10 protein-coding genes and 1 riboswitch are annotated in these 21,479 nt (G+C 37.2%); of the genes, 5 read left to right on the plus strand and 5 right to left on the minus strand.

The features are described 5' to 3' along the window. Positions 1-234: 234 nt before the first annotated feature. Positions 235-2,454 carry a TonB-dependent receptor gene (locus VB248_RS18960; RefSeq protein WP_323298396.1) on the plus strand — a complete coding sequence of 740 codons (2,220 nt, stop codon included), beginning with the start codon at positions 235-237 and terminating at the stop codon, positions 2,452-2,454. 204 nt (positions 2,455-2,658) lie between these two features. Here the strand turns inward: VB248_RS18960 and VB248_RS18965 are convergent, their stop codons facing one another. Continuing rightward, on the minus strand, positions 2,659-4,344 hold the full coding sequence (locus VB248_RS18965) for a RagB/SusD family nutrient uptake outer membrane protein (RefSeq protein WP_323298397.1): 1,686 nt from the start codon (positions 4,342-4,344) through the stop codon (positions 2,659-2,661). 129 nt (positions 4,345-4,473) lie between these two features. Next, on the minus strand, positions 4,474-7,530 hold the full coding sequence (locus tag VB248_RS18970) for a SusC/RagA family TonB-linked outer membrane protein (RefSeq protein WP_323298398.1): 3,057 nt from the start codon (positions 7,528-7,530) through the stop codon (positions 4,474-4,476). A 383-nt stretch (positions 7,531-7,913) separates the two neighbouring features. Then, positions 7,914-8,130, plus strand: a riboswitch (cobalamin riboswitch). A 58-nt stretch (positions 8,131-8,188) separates the two neighbouring features. Between VB248_RS18970 and VB248_RS18975 the strand changes: the two genes are divergently transcribed. Both VB248_RS18975 and metE read left to right on the plus strand, forming a co-directional pair. Beyond that, positions 8,189-8,332 carry a hypothetical protein gene (locus VB248_RS18975; protein ID WP_323298399.1) on the plus strand — a complete coding sequence of 48 codons (144 nt, stop codon included), beginning with the start codon at positions 8,189-8,191 and terminating at the stop codon, positions 8,330-8,332. A gap of 2 nt (positions 8,333-8,334) precedes the next feature. Beyond that, positions 8,335-10,665 carry a 5-methyltetrahydropteroyltriglutamate--homocysteine S-methyltransferase gene (metE, locus tag VB248_RS18980; RefSeq protein ID WP_323298400.1) on the plus strand — a complete coding sequence of 777 codons (2,331 nt, stop codon included), beginning with the start codon at positions 8,335-8,337 and terminating at the stop codon, positions 10,663-10,665. 38 nt (positions 10,666-10,703) lie between these two features. Here metE and VB248_RS18985 read toward each other — a convergent pair whose 3' ends face one another. The 3 genes from VB248_RS18985 to VB248_RS18995 form a co-directional block, all read right to left on the minus strand. Beyond that, positions 10,704-11,102: a helix-turn-helix domain-containing protein gene (locus tag VB248_RS18985; RefSeq protein WP_323298401.1), complete on the minus strand. Its 399-nt coding sequence runs from the start codon at positions 11,100-11,102 to the stop codon at positions 10,704-10,706. 69 nt (positions 11,103-11,171) lie between these two features. After that, entirely contained in the window at positions 11,172-14,540 is a 3,369-nt protein-coding gene (locus VB248_RS18990) for a DEAD/DEAH box helicase (protein WP_323298402.1), read from the minus strand. A gap of 70 nt (positions 14,541-14,610) precedes the next feature. Then, complete coding sequence (locus VB248_RS18995) at positions 14,611-16,446, minus strand: alkaline phosphatase (protein ID WP_323298403.1); 1,836 nt, start codon at positions 16,444-16,446, stop codon at positions 14,611-14,613. 301 nt (positions 16,447-16,747) lie between these two features. Between VB248_RS18995 and VB248_RS19000 the strand changes: the two genes are divergently transcribed. Beyond that, entirely contained in the window at positions 16,748-18,151 is a 1,404-nt protein-coding gene (locus tag VB248_RS19000; protein WP_323298404.1) for a TolC family protein, read from the plus strand. Between the two features lie 2 nt (positions 18,152-18,153). Further along, positions 18,154-21,420: an efflux RND transporter permease subunit gene (locus tag VB248_RS19005; protein WP_323298405.1), complete on the plus strand. Its 3,267-nt coding sequence runs from the start codon at positions 18,154-18,156 to the stop codon at positions 21,418-21,420. Positions 21,421-21,479: the final 59 nt, after the last annotated feature.

The following is a 21,479-nucleotide window of genomic DNA, read 5'->3' on the forward strand; positions in this document are numbered from 1 at the left end:
GTGATTTTTCTTTGAATATAATGAAAAACAAAGACTTAAATCTCCCTTTTTGGTCGGTTCACCACAACTTTTAGCCTTTTCACGTCAAAACCTAAATACTTTTACAATAAATCTAAAAGGTTTGATGTATTCTTTTTCAGTTAGCTTTGTGATAGTTTTGTCAAATTTCAAATTTGATAAATATTACATCACACAAACTAATCTAAACTTTCCTCATACATTCATCACAATTTTATGAAAAGCCTCATTACTCCATTTCTTTTATTTTTATCATTTTATTCTTTTGCTCAGAAAATAGAAGGAACAATTACAGACAGTAACAAAAACCCAATCGAAGGCGGTTTTGTCTTGAACAAACGCCTTGATAAACATTCACATTCCAACAAATTAGGGCATTTTATTGTAGAAAAAGTTAGTAAAGGCGATACTTTAGAAATCTCTTGCATGGGTTTCAAAACCCAAAAGATTGTTTATCGACCAGAGCAAAAATTCTTAAAAATCGTTTTAGAAGAAAGTGTATTTCAGTTGAACGAAGTAACGATTAGCCCCGAAGTAAATGCCCAAAGTATCATTTCAAAAATTGATTTAAAGACTTTTCCTGTCAATTCTTCCCAAGAAATTTTACGAAAAGTACCGGGTTTATTCATTGGTCAACACGCTGGCGGTGGTAAAGCAGAGCAGTTATTTTTGCGTGGATTCGATTTAGACCACGGTACGGACATTAACATTTCTGTTGATGGAATGCCCGTGAATATGGTTTCGCACGCACACGGACAAGGCTATGCCGATTTACATTTTTTGATTCCTGAAACGATTGAAAAAATTGATTACGGAAAAGGGCCGTACTTTGCCAATAAAGGCAATTTAACCACGGCTGGTTATGTTGAATTTCAGACCAAAGAGCGAATCAAAGAAAGTCAGGTTTCGGTCAATGCAGGGATGTTTAATACTTTTAGGACTATGGCTTTGGTGAATTTATTAGGACAACAAGAAAAACAATCTGCCTATATCGCCAGTGAATACTTGTATTCCGATGGGCCATTTATTTCTCCACAAAAATTCAATCGTGTCAATGTGATGGGTAAATACGCTTTGGAATTGCCCAATCAACACAAAATCAACTTTTCTGTTTCGCATTTTAGTAGTAAATGGAATGCTTCTGGACAAGTACCGCAGCGTGCTATTGACGAAGGTTTGATTACTCGTTTCGGGGCAATCGACGACAAAGAAGGCGGAAATACCAGTAGAACGAATGTGAATTTTCAGCATACTAAAAAAGTTGGTGAATCGCTTTTGATAAAAAACACAGCTTATTACAGTCATTATAATTTTGAACTGTACTCCAACTTTACTTTTTTCTTGAAAGATTCTATCAATGGCGACCAAATCAAACAAAAAGAATCCAGAGACATTTTGGGAATGCAGTCTGAAATTCATAAGTACTATACCCTTCCTTCTGGAAATCTCTCTTGGCAGTCGGGCGTAGGTTTTAGATACGATGCCGTAAATGACCTTGAGCTTTCGCATACACTCAACCGTACAAGTATTTTGGAAAGACTCAAATTTGGAAACGTGAAAGAAACCAATGCTTTTGGCTTTACGGGCATAGAGTACCACCGTGGCAATTGGTTGTTTAATCCAGCTTTGAGATTAGATTATTTCAACTTTAATTATCTTGATAAACTCAATAATAATCAGGTACAATCGGTAGCGAAAGTAATTGCCAGTCCGAAATTGAATATCATTTATAATCCCGACCACGACATTCAATTATTCTTTAAAGCAGGCAAAGGGTTTCATTCAAACGATACTCGTGTCAGTAGTTTAGCCAGCAATAGCAAAGAAGTATTGCCAGCCGCTTATGGTGCAGATTTAGGTATGATTTGGAAGCCACAATCACGTTTGATTCTGAATATGGCATTGTGGTACTTGCATCTCGACCAAGAATTTGTCTATGTTGGCGACGAAGCCGTGATTGAAGCCAGTGGAAAATCAGTAAGAAAAGGTTTGGATTTAGGCATTCGTTATCAAATCAATAATTGGTTATTTTTTAATGCCGACATGACCAATACTTTGGCAAGAAGCATCGACGAACCCGAAGGAGCAAATTATATTCCGCTCGCTCCAGATTTTACTTTAACAGGCGGTTTGAGCGTAACGCATCCATCAGGTTTTTCGGGCGGTTTACGTGTGAGACATTTAGGAAATCGTGCAGCGAATGAAGATTACTCTATCGTTGCCAAAGGTTATACCGTTACCGATGCCAACGTAAATTATAAATTCAAGAAAGTGAATTTTGGCTTAGTTGCCGAAAACCTTTTCAATGTGGAATGGAACGAAACACAATTCGCCACCGAATCCAGATTACAAAATGAAGCAAATTCTGTAACAGAAATTCATTTCACCCCAGGCTTTCCATTCTTTTTAAAAGCTACGGTTGGGATTAGTTTTTGATGGAAAAAGAAGAAAACCTCACCCCCGACCCCTCTCCTGTTGAGAGGGGAGCTTTGAGAGCAAAAAAGCCCCCTCTTTGCAGGAGAGGGGGTTGGGGGTGAGGTTAAACACCAAAAAATATTTGGCTGTTACTTTCTTTTGGGACAGCCTCTTTGGGGTGAAGTCCTAATAAAATAATTCAAAATTAATAATTCATAAATAGTACTAATATCCCTGATTCTGAGTCAAATATCCCGGAATATTAGAAGCTCCATCAATCGCAGTTTGTGGAATTGGGAAGATTCTTTTGTTTTTATCAGTGTTTGTTTTTTCCGTCCATTTATCTTCGTATTTTCCAAAACGAATCATATCTGTACGGCGAAGCATTTCCCAATAAAATTCAAAACCTCTTTCACGATACAATAAATCTAAAGAAATAGAAGTCAAAGCAGGTGCTGGCGTGCTGTACGTTCTGGCGGCTCTTACCGTATTTACGTCTGCCAAAGCACTGGTAACATCGTTACTTTTACGCAATTTTGCCTCAGCTCTCATCAAGTAAATATCAGCCAAACGCACAATTACGATGTCGGCTTCACCAAAGTTTCTACCGCTTACTGATTTTTTACTGAACTCATATTTTTCTACTCTATAACCAGTACTGTAATTACTTCCTTCTGTGGTAAAGTCAACTTTTTCAGTAAAGTCAACTGGTAAAGTTGATTTATTTCTGGTGTCGTTGAATAATTTACCTACTTTCATTTTTCCGTCTGCACATTTCAAGAAAACACCATTTTTACGAATCAAACCGTATTGTTGTCCTCTTAAAATACCACGGTTGATATTGAAGTTTTCAGCAGCCACACAAGAATCCGCAGGATTTGAGTAAATAGAAAGGTTTTCTCTGTAAAATCTTGGGTCAACTTTCGGGTCTTGTGAACCATAAGCACTTACCCAAGTACGGTAGAAATCAGAAGTAATGGCTGGGCCATCTGTTCCGTTTGCATTTGGATACGCTGGCAAGGGAAACTGGTCTCCCGAAAGCGAGAAGTACGCCAAACGGTTGTGTCCGTTCAATTCAGCACGCTGGTCAACCGCAAAAATCAATTCTTTGTTGGTATGATTATCAGAATTAAAAATCGCAAAATAATCTCTTGATAATTGATACTGTCCAGAAGCAATAATTTTATCTGTGTACTCAATTACTTTGTCTAAATCTTCATTTTTAAAAGTTGGCGAAGCGGCGTAAGGGTCACGATACACGGCAGCGTTCAAATATAATCTTGCCAATAATCCCCAAACTGCTCCTTTTGAAAGTCTGCCCGGACCAACATTTGTTTCTAAATTTGGTTCAACCGCCAATAATTCACTTTTGATATACTCAACCGCTTTATCGCCTCTCAAGATTGAAGAAGTTTCGCCAATGTCATTTTTCACGAAAACTAAACCAAAAAGGTCTAAAGTAAGCATTGAATAATAGGCTCTCATTCCTTTTGCTTCTGCCAAATAGGTTTTAGCGGCTGGTTCACTTGAACTTGGCAAAGTATTGATGGCTGTAATGGAACGTGACATTCCTTGCAAAATCAAATTCCAAGTATTTTTCAAGTTAGGGTCTGTACTTGTCTGATTATGAGCGTGCAAAGCCAAATAAATACCATTATCGCCCCAGTCTGTTCCACCACGGTAAGGCAAAATGGCTTCATCCGTAGAGATTTCTTGAATGGCGAAGTAATTTGTATGTGTAAAAATACTTGGCAAAACAGCATACACTGGCGAGATGATACCGTCGGCAGCTTGTTTGGCTGAAAGGTTTGAAGTGAAAGATTCATCCAATACTACTTCGTCGAGATTGGTACAACTTTCAATCGTTAAAATGCCCAGCAGGGCGAAAAAAGCATATATTTTCTTATTCATGATTTCTGTAATTATGTAATTTGAAAATTTGGTGATTTGAAGATTTGAAAATGATTTTTTCTCAATCATCGTATCAACCAAAGATTGAACAGATAACGGTTAACTGCTTTCAGATAACAGTACTGTCAATTAAAATGAAATATTTAAACCAAAAATGACAGACTTGGCTTTTGGATAACTTAGGTAGTCGATTCCGTAAGAAGTAATACCATTGATAGTTCTGTCGGTATTTACTTCTGGGTCATAACCGTCGTATTTTGTGAATACCGCTAAGTTTTGTCCTGTTACTGAAAGTCTCAAAGCTGAAACCCATTTGCTGATTCCTAAAGCTTTGGTATTGACATTATAGCCTAAAGTCAAGTTATTCAAACGTAAGAATGCACCGTCTTTCAAATATCTTGTCGAAACTGGAGCAGAATTATTCGTCGATTCGCTACTTGAAGCAATCGCTTCTGCCGTAGTGTTGATACCTTTTGATAATCTTAACTTATAGAAATTGGCATTGGCTGTGTTGTCATAAATTTTGTTACCCAAAACGCCATTGAAGTTGATAGATAAATCAAATCCTTTGTAGTTGGCACGACCAAAGAAGTTAAACTGCTTTGTTGGTAAAGCACTTCCTGCTGCAATACGGTCTTTGTCTGTTACGATACCATCGCCGTCAACATCACGATAAGTACTGATACCTTTGTCGTCAAATCCTGTAAATTCTTTCAAGAAGAAAGTACCTATTGGCTGACCATTCACATAACCGTTGATTGTTGCCGATGTCAAACCAGAACCCGAAGCAGAACCTGAAGGAATCACTGAATAAGGAGAATTTTTCACCACATTATCAATAAAAGTAATGTTTCCGCCTACTTCATAAGTGATACCGCTGGTGGATGTACGACGGTAGTTTAGTTCTACTTCTAAACCTTTGTTCGTAATCGTCATGTCTTTTACGTTTGTCCAATACGTTCCTGCTGGTTGTACTGGGTCGGCTGGAATTACTTCTAATAAAATATCGCCTGATACTTTATTGAACACATCAATTGTACCTGACAAAGCCCCATTCAATAAGCCAAAATCAATCCCTAAATCTGTTTGTGTTGATTGTTCCCATTGAATATTTGGGTTTGCCAATCTTGTATAAGAAGTACCTGCTGGATAGTCAGTGGTTTCGTTTAATGGATAAGAAGTCGTTGAAGAAACTACTGAAGTAAATCTTGCTTGCGTAATTTTTGAAGGAATTTCTTGGTTACCAGTACGTCCCCAACCTGCTCTTACTTTCAAGTTACTCAACGCTGAACCTTTCAAAAATTCCTCTTCTGAGATTCTCCAACCTGCTGAGAATGAAGGGAAAACACCATACTTATTATTTGTACCAAATTTCGACGAACCGTCAACTCTTAAAGTAACTGTCAATAAATACTTGTCTTTGTACTGATAATTTACTCTTGAGAAAAACGATTGTAATTCATCGTTGGTAGCATAACCTGTTGGTTTGTTATTCGCCAAAGTAAGGTCTTGACCTAAGCCGGGATTGTAAATTGGTTCAATATCAGAAATCGGGAATTTATTGATACTGTACGAACGTCCACGGAATATAAATTTCTGATACGAATGCCCTAACAATGCTGAGAAACTATGGTCTTGAATCGTTTTTGTATAAGTTAAATAGTTTTCAATCAATCGGTTAGTATTCGTAATATTGATTGTTTCTAAACGACCATCTTGCAAAGGTACTGCACTTGCCAAAGATTGTAAATCACGACTTGAGCTTGAATTATCAATCCCGAAATTCAATTTATACACCAGGCCTTCCATGATTTTGAAAGAAGGAGAAATGTTTCCGAGAATACGAGTAATTGAAGTAGCATCTTTTTCCAATTTCAAAGTCGTCAATGGATTCACACCATTTACATACGAGTACGGATTTCCGTTGGCATCATAAGCAGGATAAGTAGGATTGGTAGAAATAGCCGTTCCTAAAATTGAGCTAATCGGCGGACGTAAGTTGTAAGTATTTGAAACATTGATATTTGCATCAATTGTCAAACGGTCTTCCAATAATTTTTGAGTAACATTGATACGTCCAGAATAACGGTCTAATTGGTTATTTTTCAAAATACCTTCTTGATTCTGAATACCGAAAGAAGCATAATAAGTCAATTTTTCAGCACCACCGCCCAATGAAATATTATGGTTTTTAGTAAGAGCTGTTCTTGAAATTTCTTTCTGCCAATCGGTTGAAGCTTTCAAATCTTCCAAAACCCCTCCTACTGCTGGTACTTGTTGGCGATACTCGTCAGCCGTGAACACGTCCAACGCTCTTGCCATTTTTGAAAAACCGTAGCTTGTAGAGTAATTGAAAGTAGAAAAACCAGTTTTTCCTTTTTTAGTCGTGATTAAAATAACCCCGTTTGCACCTCTTGAACCATAAATGGCCGTTGCAGAAGCGTCTTTCAAAACGTCGATTGACTCTATATCTTGTGGGTTCAAAAAGGTGAGTGGATTCGTTGCTCCACCGCTACTTGAATTATCCAAAGCCAAACCGTCAACCACAAAGAGTGGCGTACTGCCTGTTCTTACACCGCCCGGTCCACGAACGCTAATATTCTGAACACCACCCGGTTCACCACTTGCCGAAGTAACATTTACCCCTGATACTTTACCTTGTAAAAGTTGTTCTGGCGAGTTGATAATCCCTTGGTTAAATTCAGCAGATTTCAGTGATTTTACCGAACCTGTAATATCTTTTTTCGTTGAACTTCCGTAACCAACTACTACTACTTGCTCTAAATCTGAAGCACTTGAAACAAGAGCAACTTCTATCGTACTTTTTCCTGCAATCGCAATTTCTTGCTTTTCATAACCTACAAACGAAAAAACTAAGGTTGCTTTTTCATCTGCTGTAATACTAAAATTCCCGTTGGCATCAGCATTTACGCCACGTTTGCTGTCTTTTACAAGGATGTTACAACCAGCCAAAGGCTCTTTGGTCTTCGCATCAATCACTCTTCCTTTTACAGTAACATCTTTTACAGTTTTGTTGAGTACTGTTTGTCCATAAGCATAAGATTTTGTTGTTGAGAGAAGAGTAACATTACTGGCTAAAATTGGCGAATTAACACCAACTGTTGCCCCAACTAAGACCCCAAGGATAAGCTTCGAGTGGGCCTTAAAAAAAGGTTTTGTGTTCATTATTATGTGTTGTGAAATAGTAATTTTCTTATTTATTGCCAAGAGAGACTCATAAATAAGGAAAGCAAGGATTAGGTTTTTAATTGAGGCTGCAAGTTATCTATGCAAAATTGTGAGAAAGTAAAGCCTGTGTTATCAAAACATGATTTTTTCATAATATAGGCTTAATTAAGCATTAGATTATCCTTTGAAAAGAAGGTTTTAAATATAAAATTTCTATTTTTTTAAAAAGATATTTTATTTAATAAACATACTTATTAATCATAATAATTCTATATAAAATACTTATAACAGATAAAATATCTATATTTTACAATTTTTAAAGTTAATACATCTATCATAAAATATTCGTTAATACCTTTGTTATGTAACAGCAAACACCCGTCAATCAGAAGGTTGGTTTTAAAGGCAAATAGAGTCTCTCTATTGCTAAAAATTAAAAAGGAATCGTGTGAAAATCACGAACAGACGTGCTACTGTAAGTAACGGTTTCGTTCAGAAACGATTTTTCTTCAGTTTTGCCCATTGTTCTTTTTCAAGAATGAGAAGGGCGAAGAAAATGTTATAAGTCAGGAGACTTGCCTACCTTCTCAATGACTATTCCCTCACGATTAGGGCTTAGTTCACGCATTGATTTTTTACAAATACTTGTCGAATATTGTCTATTTCTTTCACTGAAATAGCGTGTACTTATGCTTTACGCATGGCGGTTGTGGTGTTTTCAAGTTTCATCGGTGCTGATAAAACGTACCAAAATACTTTGTCGAAAATCGGCAAAATACGAACCTTAAAACAACAATGATGATGTTTACACACAATTTGGGCTATCCACGTATCGGTAGCAAAAGAGAATTAAAACGTGCTTGCGAGCAATTTTGGGCTGGAAAAAGTAGCAAAGATGAATTACTCTGGATTGGTCGCCAAATCAAAAGACAAAACTGGCAACTTCAACAAGAGGCTGGTATTGATTTGATTCCTTCGAATGATTTTTCACTTTATGACCATATTTTGGATACTGCCCTATTGGTCGGAGCAATTCCAGAGCGTTATCATGCTTTGGTGGACGGAAAAACTAACCGTGAATTAGACATTTACTTTGCCATGGCAAGAGGCGTACAAGGTAACGGACTCGACATTAAAGCGATGGAAATGACCAAATGGTTTGATACAAATTACCATTATATAGTTCCTGAATTCACTAAAAATCAATACTTTAAAAGATATTCTGATAAAATTATCATTGATTTTGAAGATGCCAAACAAATGGGAATTGTTACAAAACCTGTTTTGATTGGCCCAGTTTCATTTCTTTTATTAGGAAAAGAAAAAGAAGCAGGTTTTCATCGCATTGATTTATTGGAGAAACTATTGCCGATTTATATTGACATTTTACAAGAATTAGCGGCTCGTGGTGCAGAATGGATTCAATTAGATGAACCTTGCTTGACCTTGGATTTGACTGAAAACGAGCAAATTGCGTTCCAACAAGCTTATCAAAAAATCAAAAAGGCAGTGCCGAATCTCAATATTTTGGTCGCTACTTATTTTGAGTGTACTGGCGAAAATATTTATGTAGCCACTACTTTAGACATTGATGCTCTACACCTTGATTTGGTGCGTTGCCCATCACAATTAGATGATATTTTTGAGCAAACAGATTTTGCCAAAACCAAAAAAATCTTATCGCTTGGGCTTGTCGATGGTAGAAATATTTGGAAGAACGATTATGCTAAATCCCTGAAAATCATTCAGAAAGCAATTGATACTTTGGGACAAGAAAGAGTAATGATTGCGCCTTCGTGTTCATTATTACACTCTCCTTGCGATTTGGATTTAGAACAAAACGAGCAAGTACTTACACCAGAAATCAAAAATTGGATGGCTTTTGCCAAACAAAAATTGAATGAAGTAAATGTGCTAAGAAAGCTTTCTGAATCAGCATCTGCTCCATTATTTGCTCAACAATTTGTTGAAAATCAGAAGGCGATTCAGAGTAGAAAAGATTCAAACCTGATTCATAAACCACAAGTAAAAGCAAGAGTAGCGGCTTTGACGGAAAAGGATTCACATCGTCCAAGTCCGTTTAGTGTTCGTCAGGCTTTACAATTGGAAACCTTAAAACTACCACTTTTCCCAACTACAACCATTGGTTCGTTTCCGCAAACGGATGATGTACGTGTATTGAGAGCGAACCTTAAAAAAGGAGTAATTTCTCAGGAAGAGTACGATGCCCAAATTGCGATAGAAATTGAAAAATCTATCCATTGGCAAGAAGAAATTGGCTTGGATGTGTTGGTACATGGCGAATTTGAACGCAACGATATGGTAGAGTATTTTGGTGAACAATTATCAGGTTATGTATTTTCTCAGAATGGTTGGGTACAGAGTTATGGAAGTCGCTGTGTGAAACCTCCCATTATTTATGGCGATGTTGAACGCCCCAAGGCGATGACGGTTCGTTGGTCGGAATTTGCACAATCGAAAACGCAAAAACTGATGAAAGGAATGCTTACTGGCCCGATTACGATTTTGCAATGGTCATTTGTAAGAGACGACCAAGCTCGCAAAACCACCGCTTTCCAAATTGCGATAGCTATTCGTGATGAAGTAGTAGATTTAGAAAAAGCGGGCATTAAAGTGATTCAAATTGATGAACCTGCCATTCGTGAAGGCTTGCCGTTGCGTCGTGCTGATTGGGAAAATTACTTGCAATGGGCCGTTGAAGCCTTTCGCTTGAGTGCTTCGGGCGTGAAAGACGAAACGCAAATTCATACGCACATGTGTTATTCTGAATTTAATGACATCATCAAACACATTGCCGACATGGATGCCGACGTGATTACGATTGAAACTTCTCGTTCGCAAATGGAATTATTGGATGCTTTCATTGATTTCAAATATCCAAATGAAATCGGGCCGGGCGTATATGATATTCACTCGCCAAGAGTACCCGAAACCGAAGAAATGTTGGCTTTATTAGAGAAAGCTTTGGTAAATATTCCAGCCAGAAATTTATGGGTAAATCCAGATTGTGGCTTGAAAACTCGCCGTTGGGCAGAAACAGAATTGGCTTTGAAAAATATGATGAAAGCGACTACGCTTTTAAGAGAAAAAGTAAAAGAGGGTGTTTGTTAAAAACCGTAGGGCGAGATTCCATCTCGCCTTATTTGTTTTTAGGCTAAAAGTACTTCTGCTGGAATACCTAAACCATGATAGAGATTTTTTACCATTTTCAGCGTAAGTGGTCTTTTTCTATTTAGTACTTCTGAAACTCGATTTTCGCCTCCAAAATACTTTGCTACTTCTTTTTGAGAAAGATTTAGCATCTCAATTCTTTGTTTAATTGATTCAATCGGATCAAGTTTTTCAATTGGAAAATGCTTTTTCTCATAATCTATCGCCAAAATTGTAATAGCCTCTAAAATATCTAAAGCTCTATTTCTTGTTGCTTCATCTTCTATTAAATCAGCGTCAATCAAAGCATCAATTAAGGCAGAAGCTCGCTCGAAGTCAGCTTGATTAGTAATCGGTTTGATTTCAATTGCATCAAGATTGATGGTTGGTGCTTTCATAAACAAGAGTATTTAAATTTTGCTCTAAAATAATCACTAAATCACTCATTCACAACTCACTAACTAAACTCACGGCTTGCCGCCTACTAATGCCAATAAATCATCTTTTGAAAATGACTTCAACATCAAAGTATCGGTCTTGATTAAATCACCGACTAAATCTTTTTTGGATTCCTGCAAACGCATGATTTTTTCTTCAAGTGTATTCGGACAAATCAATCTTACCGCCACTACATTTTTCTTTTGTCCGATGCGATAACAGCGGTCAATTGCCTGATTTTCAACCGAAGGATTCCACCAAGGATCAACCAAATACACATAATCTGCTTCGGTCAGGTTCAAGCCTGTTCCTCCTGCTTTTAAACTGATTAAAAATACTCTTACTGCTTCGTTGCCTTGAAATTCATTTACTTTTTCTTCACGGTTTTTGGTTTGTCCTGTCAAGTATTGAAATGAAATACCTCGTTTTAGTAGTTCTTTTTTTATTAAATCCAACATGGTGACGAATTGTGAAAAAACTAAGATTTTATGTTCGGAAGATTTCATTTCAATTTCTTCCATCAAAGCCTCAATTTTAGACGATTCTCCGCCATAAAACTCTTCGTCATTCAGCAAAGCAGGCGAATCACAGATTTGTCGGAGCTTCGTCAAACCCGACAAAATGTGCATACTTTCTTTGGGAATATCGCCTTCAATTTTATGATTCAGAAAGTCTCTAAATTCCTTTTCATAAGCATCATATACTTTTCTTTGTTGCTCGCCCATTTCACAATAAATCACTACTTCGGTTTTATCGGGCAATTCTTTGGCTACTTGTTTTTTGGTTCTTCGTAAAATAAAAGGACTTACTTTTTCTTGTAATTGCTTCGCTTTTTTTAAGTCTTTAAACTTATCAATCGGCATTGAATAATGGTCTTTGAAATGTTGAAGACCGCCAAGCAAACCCGGACAAGCAAAAGACAACTGACCGTACAAATCAAAAGTATTGTTTTCGATGGGCGTACCTGTCAGCACAATTTTATTACGAGCAGACAGCAAACGAGCCGCCTGATAACGCTGAGAATTGGGGTTTTTGATGGCTTGAGATTCATCCAGAAAAACATAATTGAAATGATACTTTTTCAAGAAAGTAATGTCCGACAAAAGTGTTCCGTAAGACGTTAAAATGATTTCGTACTCATCAAAATTAGCCGTACTTTTTTCTCGGTTTACGCCATAAACACTCAGTATTTTAATAGAAGGAGCAAATTTGGCAACTTCTGCTTCCCAATTGAAAATCAAGGAAGTAGGTACTACTACAAGATTTGTATTTTGTACTTTTTTACTTCTTTGTGATAAAATAAAAGCAATGATTTGTATCGTTTTCCCCAAGCCCATATCATCCGCCAAGCAACCGCCGAAGCCAAATTCATCTAAGAAATTAAGCCAGTTTAAGCCTTGTTTTTGATAATCTCGCAAAGTCGCATTCAAACCTTCGGGGATTGCTACGTTTTCTATTTGCTTGAAATTTTTCAGTTTTTCAGCATAAATTTTCAAATCTTGTTTTACTTCATCTGCCAAAAACTCTTCTTTAAATAATTTTCTTACTTCCGAAAAATTACTCTTCGGAATCCTGATTTTTTGCTCAACAATTTCGCCAGCCTCAAAATATTCCGTGAATTTTTGTAGCCATTCTGTCGGTAAAATGCCCAAAGTACCATCGCCCAATTGCACATATTTACTTCTGTGCTTGAGCGATTTTTGCAATTGTTTTAAAGGAACTTTCTGTTTGCCAAACAAAACCGAAAGCTCAGTTTCAAACCAACGAATGCCACTGGTTACGCTGACGTTCACGACCGCTTTATGATAATTTCGCTTATTTTCTTTCAATTCGTTGAAGCCCAAAATCGTAATGCCTTGCTTTTGCCAAGTATCAAAAGCTTCTAAAAACCAGTCTTCATCCAAAAAAGCCCCACGATGCAAATAGAAATAATCAAGGTCGAGCTGGTCTTCAAAATCTGGATGTTGTCGGATTAAATCTGCCGTAAATTGAATTTCTGCTTTTTCGTCTCTGTCTAATGAAAAAACATTTCCATTGAAATCCGACACATAAATCTGTTTTTTTGACAGAACAGGTACTTCAATCTTTCCGTACTTAATCACGGGCGTAATCAAGATATAATCCTCTGAATCAGACAAATAAATGATTTTTTGCTGATTTATATCAATGGTATTTTCTTCAATTTGGGCAGGCGTAGCGGGGCGAATGTAGGAATAATGTACTCGAATTTTGTTTTCCAATTTGTATAAAATAGTCTTTTGAAACTCCTCAAATTTGGAGCGATGCACCAACATTTTATGATTATGCTGCTTGAAAAAAGTAATGACTTTCAGAAAATCAGGATTTTCAATCAAGTACAAAGTATCGGTGATTTGAACGAAATAATCGAATTTAACCGCAAGGTTTTCTAATGAATAAGCCCTGTCATTTATCAATAATTCAGCTGAAACTTCATGAAAAATATCCTTGTAATCAATCTGCATTTTTATGTCCATTTTCAGCGATTTCAAATGAATTGGCAAAACAGAACTGGCGTTTACTTTCTCTGAAATTTTTGGTTCATGGTAAAATACTTCAAGATTTAGCGGATTTTTTGCCAAAGCTTTTAATCCATCAAAAAGTAATTTTGATGCCTTTTCGCCATTGGGTTGCTGAAATTTCAAAATACTTGAAAAAAACTTAACTTCTTCTATTTCAGCAGTTTTCCAGATAAAATCTAATGGATTAAGTATTTTTAGTGGATTTTTGAGTTTCCCTTCTTTCGTAAAAGGAGCTTGGTAAAGTTCAATTATCAAATGGTCGTAATAGCGATGTTTGGCAATTACGATAAACATTTTTTGACTTTCTCCCAGATGGTCAAAATGACCATTTGGCATAGTCGATTTTGGCAATAAATTGGTACTCAAATACTCATTCGCCGCTTGATTGACCGCTATCAGTTCTTTGAGTTTAGGTTTTATCTGAATTTTAAAAGGATGATATTCTATTTGAAAGTACTCGTCTAAAGCTTTTTCGTTTTCTAAACCATAGTCTTTGGCAACAGCCAACATTTTGTTGTGGCGTAAAGCATCATCAAAAAAAATGCGTAAATGTTGGCGTTCGGTCAGGTTGAGGAGTACTTGTACTTGGTGTTCGCAAAGATTTTTGATGACGGCATTACACTCGCAAGCAATGTCGAGTCTGTCTTTTTCTTGCTTTACGGTGACTGTAAGAAAGTCTTGCCGATTCAAATAAACAGGCATTTCTACATAATTCAAGTCGATTTTTTCGGGTTGAAGCTCAAAAAAACCTTTTTCATCCGTAGCAATCAACGATGAACTATGCTTTAAAATCGTAAGGTAAGTAAGATTTGAAAGAGAAAGATTTTCAAAAGTATATGTATGTTGACGAGGGAGCATATTTGGCTTTGAGCTTTGAGCCGTGAGTTATGAGCATTAAAAAAGCTTATAGCTCACGGCTCAAAGCTCATCACTTTATCCGTAGGCATTTAAGCAACTTCTCAAAAATAGTATTATTTTCATAAAAACCCGTGAACATTTGTGCATTTGGGCCATAAGCAACTACTGGCACGGCAATGCCTGAGTGGTCGGTAGTGCTGAAACTTCCTTCTAATTTTCCTGATTTGAAATCGCCTTCTAATAATGACAAACCGCCCGTTTCGTGGTCGGCGGTAACGATAATCGTAGTTTCGCCATTTTTATCGGCATATTCCAAAGCCTTTCCGATTACTTTGTCGAAATCCAACATTTCGTTTGTTACATAATTCAACTGGTTGGCGTGTCCGCCCCAATCAATTTTTGAACCTTCCAACATCAAGAAAAAACCGTTTGGCGAAGTACTTTCCAACTGTTTTACAGCAGCCTCAAAAGCCTCTGAAAGATACTCTCCTCTACCTTCGTGTTTGGGGCGTACTTCATTTTTATCTACAAAAACAAAGGTTTTTTCTTTGGTTTTAACCTGTTCTAAAGCTTCAATTTTAGTAAATACTTTCCCTTTTTTCTTGAGTTGTTCAATCGTTTCTGGTCTGAAAGATTCTACGCCTGCACCAATCGTCAATGAAATCGGACTGGTAGCTAAATCATTGGCAATCAGTTGTGACCAATCTCTTTCTGGCTGATGAGCGTAAAAAGAAGCGGGCGTAGCTCCCGTAATTTCTTCGGAAACCACCAAGCCTACTTTGATTTTCTTTTTATCTAAAATCTCTGAAATATTTTCTAAAGGTTTCTGTTCAGTACTCATCCCAATATAGCGATTATTGGTTTTCTCGCCCGTAGAAAATGCCGTTGCCCCTGCTGCTGAATCTGTGCAGAAACTGTCCGCCGAATTGGTTTTTGAAAAACCAATGTGTTTAAAATTCGTCCAATTCAGCTTTCCGCCATTGGCTGCAATGCCACTATAAATTTGAGCAAGCCCCATTCCGTCGCCAATCAAGAAAATGATATTTTTTGATTTTTTCTGAACACCGTCAGTATGATAAGTCGGTAAATAGGGAATGTGTTGAGCAATCGGTTTAGCAGAAAAAACCTCCAAATTTTTGATATAATTTGCCAGTTCCGATAAATTATCTGTCCCGATATAATCAACGCCCAATTTCATCAAAGCTTTATAAGCCGTCAACGAATTAGGAACTGCCCAAAAACGAACGGGTTTACCAATGCGATGCACAGAATCCACAAAGTTTTTTACTTTTAAATATTGCGGTGCGGTGATGAGTCCTTTGCCATTCCAACGAGTAAAATCTGTGATACTGGTACTCACTAAAGCTACACGCTCGAAGCTTTTAGAAGAATAGTTTTGTTTTGGACGACCGTCAAAGTAAAAAATCTCATCAAATTTATCAAAATCAATACTTTCGGGCATATCGCCACTGATGACGATTTGAACGGCATCAGGATTATTTTTTACATCAAAATAATTTCGATAAGGCTTTAATTGCTTTTCCAAAAGATGTAAAGCTTCAAAACCATTTTCTTTGATGTCAATCAGCAGTTGTAATCTTTGTCCGTTAGCGTAAATTTTTCCATTATTTAGGCTAATCTGCTTTAAGAGTGGTTCGAGATATAAACTTTTAAAAGTACGGTTCGGACGAATAGAAGATTTTTCATGAGCTACCATCAAATCGTCGCCTTGTTTGAAAACATCGGCTTCAATCATGCCAAAGTGTAAAGAGTAAGCTTCATAAAAAGGTACTTCGTGCAGATAGTCGTTGTGAGCATGAGTATTTTTCATGGAATAGCTTGTAGGCTGTGCTAATGCTTTATTTCCAATAAAAAAGAGTAAAAAAAGTAAATGAAGTCTTTTCATTGTGTGCGTGAATACATTTTTAAAACCACAAAAGTATGCTAAATAAAATAGTGGTCTGTTATCGAAATATTATGATATATTATTCTTTCAAGAACCAATAGCAAAGCTATATTCAATGCTAATTTCTTAAATTATTTATATTTTTTTATTTTTTCTATAAAAGATTCTATTAAAAAAATTCATGAATGATAAATATCAGTTTTCGATACAGTAACCTATAAAGGCTATCAAAATCTTTGAATATATTTGGTCAATACAATAGATTATTTCATTGCACTTCACATCAATCATTCGTTTCAGTATGATAATTCCAAAAAATTACATATTTCTCCTGTTTTTACTGTGCTGTTTTCTGAGTAGCCGCAGTACTTTTTCACAAGTGCCATTCTTGAAATTATCGGATGCCATTCAGATAGGCTTAGAAAATTACAATTCTATCAAAGCCAAAAAGAATTACTTAAAGGCATCGGAAGCCTTAGTAATAAATGCTCAGAAACAATTTCTGCCCGATGTAACGGCGGCGGTACAAAACAATTACGGAACAGCTAATGGACAGTTCGGTTCTTTGTATCCTTACAGAGGCGTTGGGATGGCTGCGGCAGGACCAAGCTCAGCAAACCAAAACTGGAATACAGCTTTTGGGGCTTTGTACGCTTCAAACGTGAACTGGGATGTATATACTTTCGGTCGTTTGAAAGCAAGTGTTGACCTTGCCAAATCACAAGTATTCAGAGATTCATTGGATTTGCAACAAGAAAAATTCATTCATGCTATCAAAATTACGGCAGCTTATTTCAACCTTTTGGCGGCTCAAAAATTTGTAGAAATCAGTAAACAAAACTACAAAAGAGTAGCTGCCTTGCGTGAAGTAATTAAAGCCAGAACCACCAATGGACTGAATGCTGGTGTAGATTCTTCAATTGCAAACGCCGAAGTTTCTAATGCCAAACTTGGCGAAATAGAAGCTCAAAACATTGAATTACAAGCAACTAACCAATTGTCCATTTTATTAAACTCGCCTACCAAGCATTTTCAATTAGATACTTTGTATTTCAGTAAAATACCAGAGCAATTAGGTTCTACTTTGGCGATTGAGAACAATCCGACGCTTTTATTCGTAAAATCACGCATCAACATTGCTGAAAATACGCAGAAACTCTTGAGCAGAAATAAACTACCCGTAATTAGTGTATTCGGTTCGTTTCAGTCTAAAGCCTCTGGTTTTGATTATGACTACTCTCCTACCAATAATCATGTTGATAAAAACTACTTTTCGGGCATTGCTCCGTCCAGAAGTAATTTTATCGTTGGGGCTGGGATGTTCTGGAATTTTATGTCGCCCACCAAAATCAATCATCAAATTCAAGCACAGCAATTTATGCGTGAAGGCTTGAAAAATGAGTATGATTTGATAGAAAATCAATTACAAAACCAAATGCTTTTAGCCGACCAACGCATTGAAAATGCCTTGCTGACTTATCGAGAATCGCCGATTCAATTAGAGGCGGCCCGTAATGTTTACGAACAAAAAGCAGTATTGTACAAAAATGGCCTTTCAAACATCATCGACCTTACGCAAGCTTTGTTTGTACTGAACAGGGCCGAAACCAATATCAGCGTTGCCTATTCAAATGTTTGGCAAGCTTTGGTATTGAAAGCCGCCAGCAACGGAGACATTGACTTACTCATCAAACAAGCCAGATAATAATGAATTTAATCAAAACAGCCTTACGCAAACCAATCACGATACTTGTATTAGTAGCGGGCTTATTATTCTTTGGAATTAATGCCATCCGAAATATCAAAATTGATATTTTCCCTGATATGAATATGCCCGTGATTTATATTTCACACCCTTTCGGCGGATACTCTCCTTCGCAAATGGAATCATTTTTTGGGCGACAATACGTAAACCTTTTATTGTATGTTTCGGGCGTAAAGAGTATCGAAACCAAAAATATTCAAGGACTCACTTTGTTGAAACTTACTTTTTATCAAGGTACAAATATGGCTCAGGCTGTGGCAGAAGTATCCGCTTTTAGCAACAGGGCCCAAGCTATTTTTCCGCCTGGTTCACAACCGCCCTTTATTATTCGTTTTGATGCTTCTACTTTACCCGTTGGGCAATTGGTACTCAGTAGCCCGATTCGTTCCAATAATGAATTATCCGACCTTGCCAATACTTATGTGCGTTCGTCTTTTAGTTCTATTCCGGGTTTGATTTCGCCTGCACCTTTTGGGGGAAACGTCCGAACGGTAGTTATCAAAGCCGACCCAGAATTGATGCGTTCGCATAATTTAACGGTTGACCAAATCGTAGAAGCCATTCGTTTGAATAACCAAAGTTCACCCTCGGGGAATGTCCGTGTTGGCGACTATAATTATATGACGCCAGCCAATACGACAATAAAAGGGCTAAAGGATTTTGAAAAAATCCCTTTGTTTAAAGGTGGCGTACAAAATTTATATTTGCGAGATGTAGCCGTAGTAGAAGACGCTGCCGATATTACAGGAAGTTATGCTTTGATTAATGGCAAACGTTCGGTTTACTTGGCAATTACCAAATCTTCTACGGCTTCTACTTGGGAAGTAGTGCAGAATCTTAAAAAAGCTTTGCCCAAACTCCAAAGTCAATTGCCCGAAGATGTTACACTTTCTTATGAATTCGACCAATCGGTTTATGTAATCAATGCCGTAAAAAGTTTACTTTCTGAAGGTGCAATCGGGGCAATTTTAACGGGCTTGATGGTTCTACTCTTTTTGGGTGATGCCCGAGGAGCTTTGATTGTAATCCTCACGATTCCGACTTCTATCATTGCAGGCGTACTCTTTTTACAATTATCGGGTCAGACGATTAACATTATGACTTTGAGTGGACTTTCTTTAGCCATTGGTATTTTGGTTGATGAATCCACTGTAACAATAGAAAACATTCACCAACATTTAGCACTTGGCAAACCCAAAGCTTTAGCAATATGGGACGCTTGTCAGGAAATCGCCTTTCCGAAATTGCTGATTCTTTTCTGTATTTTGGCGGTTTTCGCTCCTGCTTTTACCATGACGGGCATTCCGGGAGCTTTGTTCCTTCCTTTGGCTTTGGCGATTGGTTTTTCAATGTTAGTTTCATTTCTTTTATCACAAACCTTTGTTCCCATTATGGCAAATTGGTTGATGAAAGGTCACGAACATCCGCACAAAACCAATTTACCTGACAATGAAGACTTTATTGCTTCTAACATCAGCGTTGAATCAGAATTCAATCAGATTACACAGAAAAAGCATTTTGTAGAACATCCTGCCAGCAAACCAAGTATTTTCGACCGTTTCAAAAATTCATTTTTAGGATTTTTAGAGAAAATATTTCCATACAGAAAAGTATTGGTAGTGAGTTACTTAGTCTTGATTTCGGGATTAGCGATTTTACTTTTAACGAATATCGGAAGAGACGTTTTACCCAAAACCAATGGTAGCCAATTCCAAGTACGGTTGCGTGCCAAAGAAGGTACAAGAATTGAACGCACCGAACAAAAATTGATTCAATCCATTGCCATTCTTGAAAAAATGGTAGGGAAAGAAAATATTTCTATTACTTCAAGTTTTGTTGGGCAACACCCCGGTCTTTTCTCTACCAGTCCGATTTATTTGTTTATGAGTGGTCCGCAAGAAGCCGTTTTACAAGTACAACTCAACGAACACTTCAAGGTTGATTTAGAAGAATTAAAAGAAGATTTCAGAAAGAGAATCAAAGCTACCATGCCCGATTTGAAACTTTCTTTTGAACCAATAGAATTGACGGATAAAATCCTAAGTCAGGGTTCGCCGACGCCCATTGAAATACGTTTGGCAGGAAGAAGTAAAAAAACAAATGAAGAATTTGCCAAAAAACTCATTGCTAAACTCAAAGAAATCAACTATTTACGAGACGTACAATTAGGGCAACCCATCAAGTATCCTGCCATTAGCATTGATATTGATAGAGTTAGAGCCTCGCAATTGGGTGTAGATATGAATGATATTTCACGTACACTTACAGCCTCAACTTCTTCGTCTCGTTATACTGACAAAAGCGTATGGATTGACCCCAAATCAGGACTTACATACAGTGTGCAAGTACAAATTCCTGAGAATAAAATGACAAGCATAGAAGATATTGGTGAAATTGCTTTACAGAGAAATGCCACAAGACCGATTTTGGGCGATGTAGCCACCATTCAGCAAGATACCATTTATGGCGAAAACGATAATTTAGGAGCTTTGCCAACACTTTCGGTAACAGCCAATTTATACAAAAAAGATTTAGGAACAGCGACCGAAGACGTAAGAAAAGCCATTGATTCGCTCGGAGAATTACCAAGAGGACTGACGGTTGAACCTATTGGTTTAAGTAAAGTTTTGACAGAAACGTTAGACAGTTTACAGTCGGGACTTTTAGTAGCCATCGTGGTGATTTTCTTAATGTTATCAGCAAACTTCCAATCTTTCAAAGTATCAATCGTCATTCTCACAACGATTCCTGCTGTGGTTTTAGGGGCTTTAGTGATGTTGAGACTGACAAATTCTACGTTGAATTTACAATCGTACATGGGCATTATCATGTCGGTTGGCGTATCTATTGCCAATGCCGTTTTATTGATTACCAATGCCGAGCAACTCCGAAAAATTACAGGCAATGCCCTCGAAGCCGCCAAAGAAGCCGCTGCCTTGAGAGTACGCCCAATTTTAATGACGAGCGTAGCGATGGTAGTGGGGATGATTCCGATGGCTTCGGGTTTAGGCGAAGGTGGCGACCAAACTTCTCCGCTGGCTCGTGCAGTAATCGGTGGATTGATAGCCTCAACTTTTGCGGCTTTAATTATTCTTCCTTTAGTTTTTGCTTGGTTTCAAGAAAATACTTCTACCGAATCTGTTTCTCTTGACCCCGAAGACAAAGAAAGTAAACATTATATTCCTACGATCTATGAAAAAATAAATTAGTGAATTAGTGAATTGTGATTGAGTGATTAAAATCTTTCAACAAAAAATAAAACTTTTAG

The sequence above is a fragment of the Arcicella rigui genome (genome assembly GCF_034929435.1).
GTDB classification, from domain to species: Bacteria; Bacteroidota; Bacteroidia; order Cytophagales; family Spirosomataceae; genus Arcicella; species Arcicella rigui.

Bases quoted from the DNA above. Each gene is read 5' to 3' on its own strand.
- VB248_RS18960 (WP_323298396.1), top strand. From the start codon at position 235: ATGAAAAGCCTCATTACTCCATTTCTTTTATTTTTATCATTTTATTCT.
- VB248_RS18965 (WP_323298397.1), bottom strand. From the start codon at position 4,344: ATGAATAAGAAAATATATGCTTTTTTCGCCCTGCTGGGCATTTTAACG.
- VB248_RS18970 (WP_323298398.1), bottom strand. From the start codon at position 7,530: ATGAACACAAAACCTTTTTTTAAGGCCCACTCGAAGCTTATCCTTGGG.
- metE (WP_323298400.1), top strand. From the start codon at position 8,335: ATGTTTACACACAATTTGGGCTATCCACGTATCGGTAGCAAAAGAGAA.
- VB248_RS18985 (WP_323298401.1), bottom strand. From the start codon at position 11,102: ATGAAAGCACCAACCATCAATCTTGATGCAATTGAAATCAAACCGATT.
- VB248_RS18990 (WP_323298402.1), bottom strand. From the start codon at position 14,540: ATGCTCCCTCGTCAACATACATATACTTTTGAAAATCTTTCTCTTTCA.
- VB248_RS18995 (WP_323298403.1), bottom strand. From the start codon at position 16,446: ATGAAAAGACTTCATTTACTTTTTTTACTCTTTTTTATTGGAAATAAA.
- VB248_RS19000 (WP_323298404.1), top strand. From the start codon at position 16,748: ATGATAATTCCAAAAAATTACATATTTCTCCTGTTTTTACTGTGCTGT.
- VB248_RS19005 (WP_323298405.1), top strand. From the start codon at position 18,154: ATGAATTTAATCAAAACAGCCTTACGCAAACCAATCACGATACTTGTA.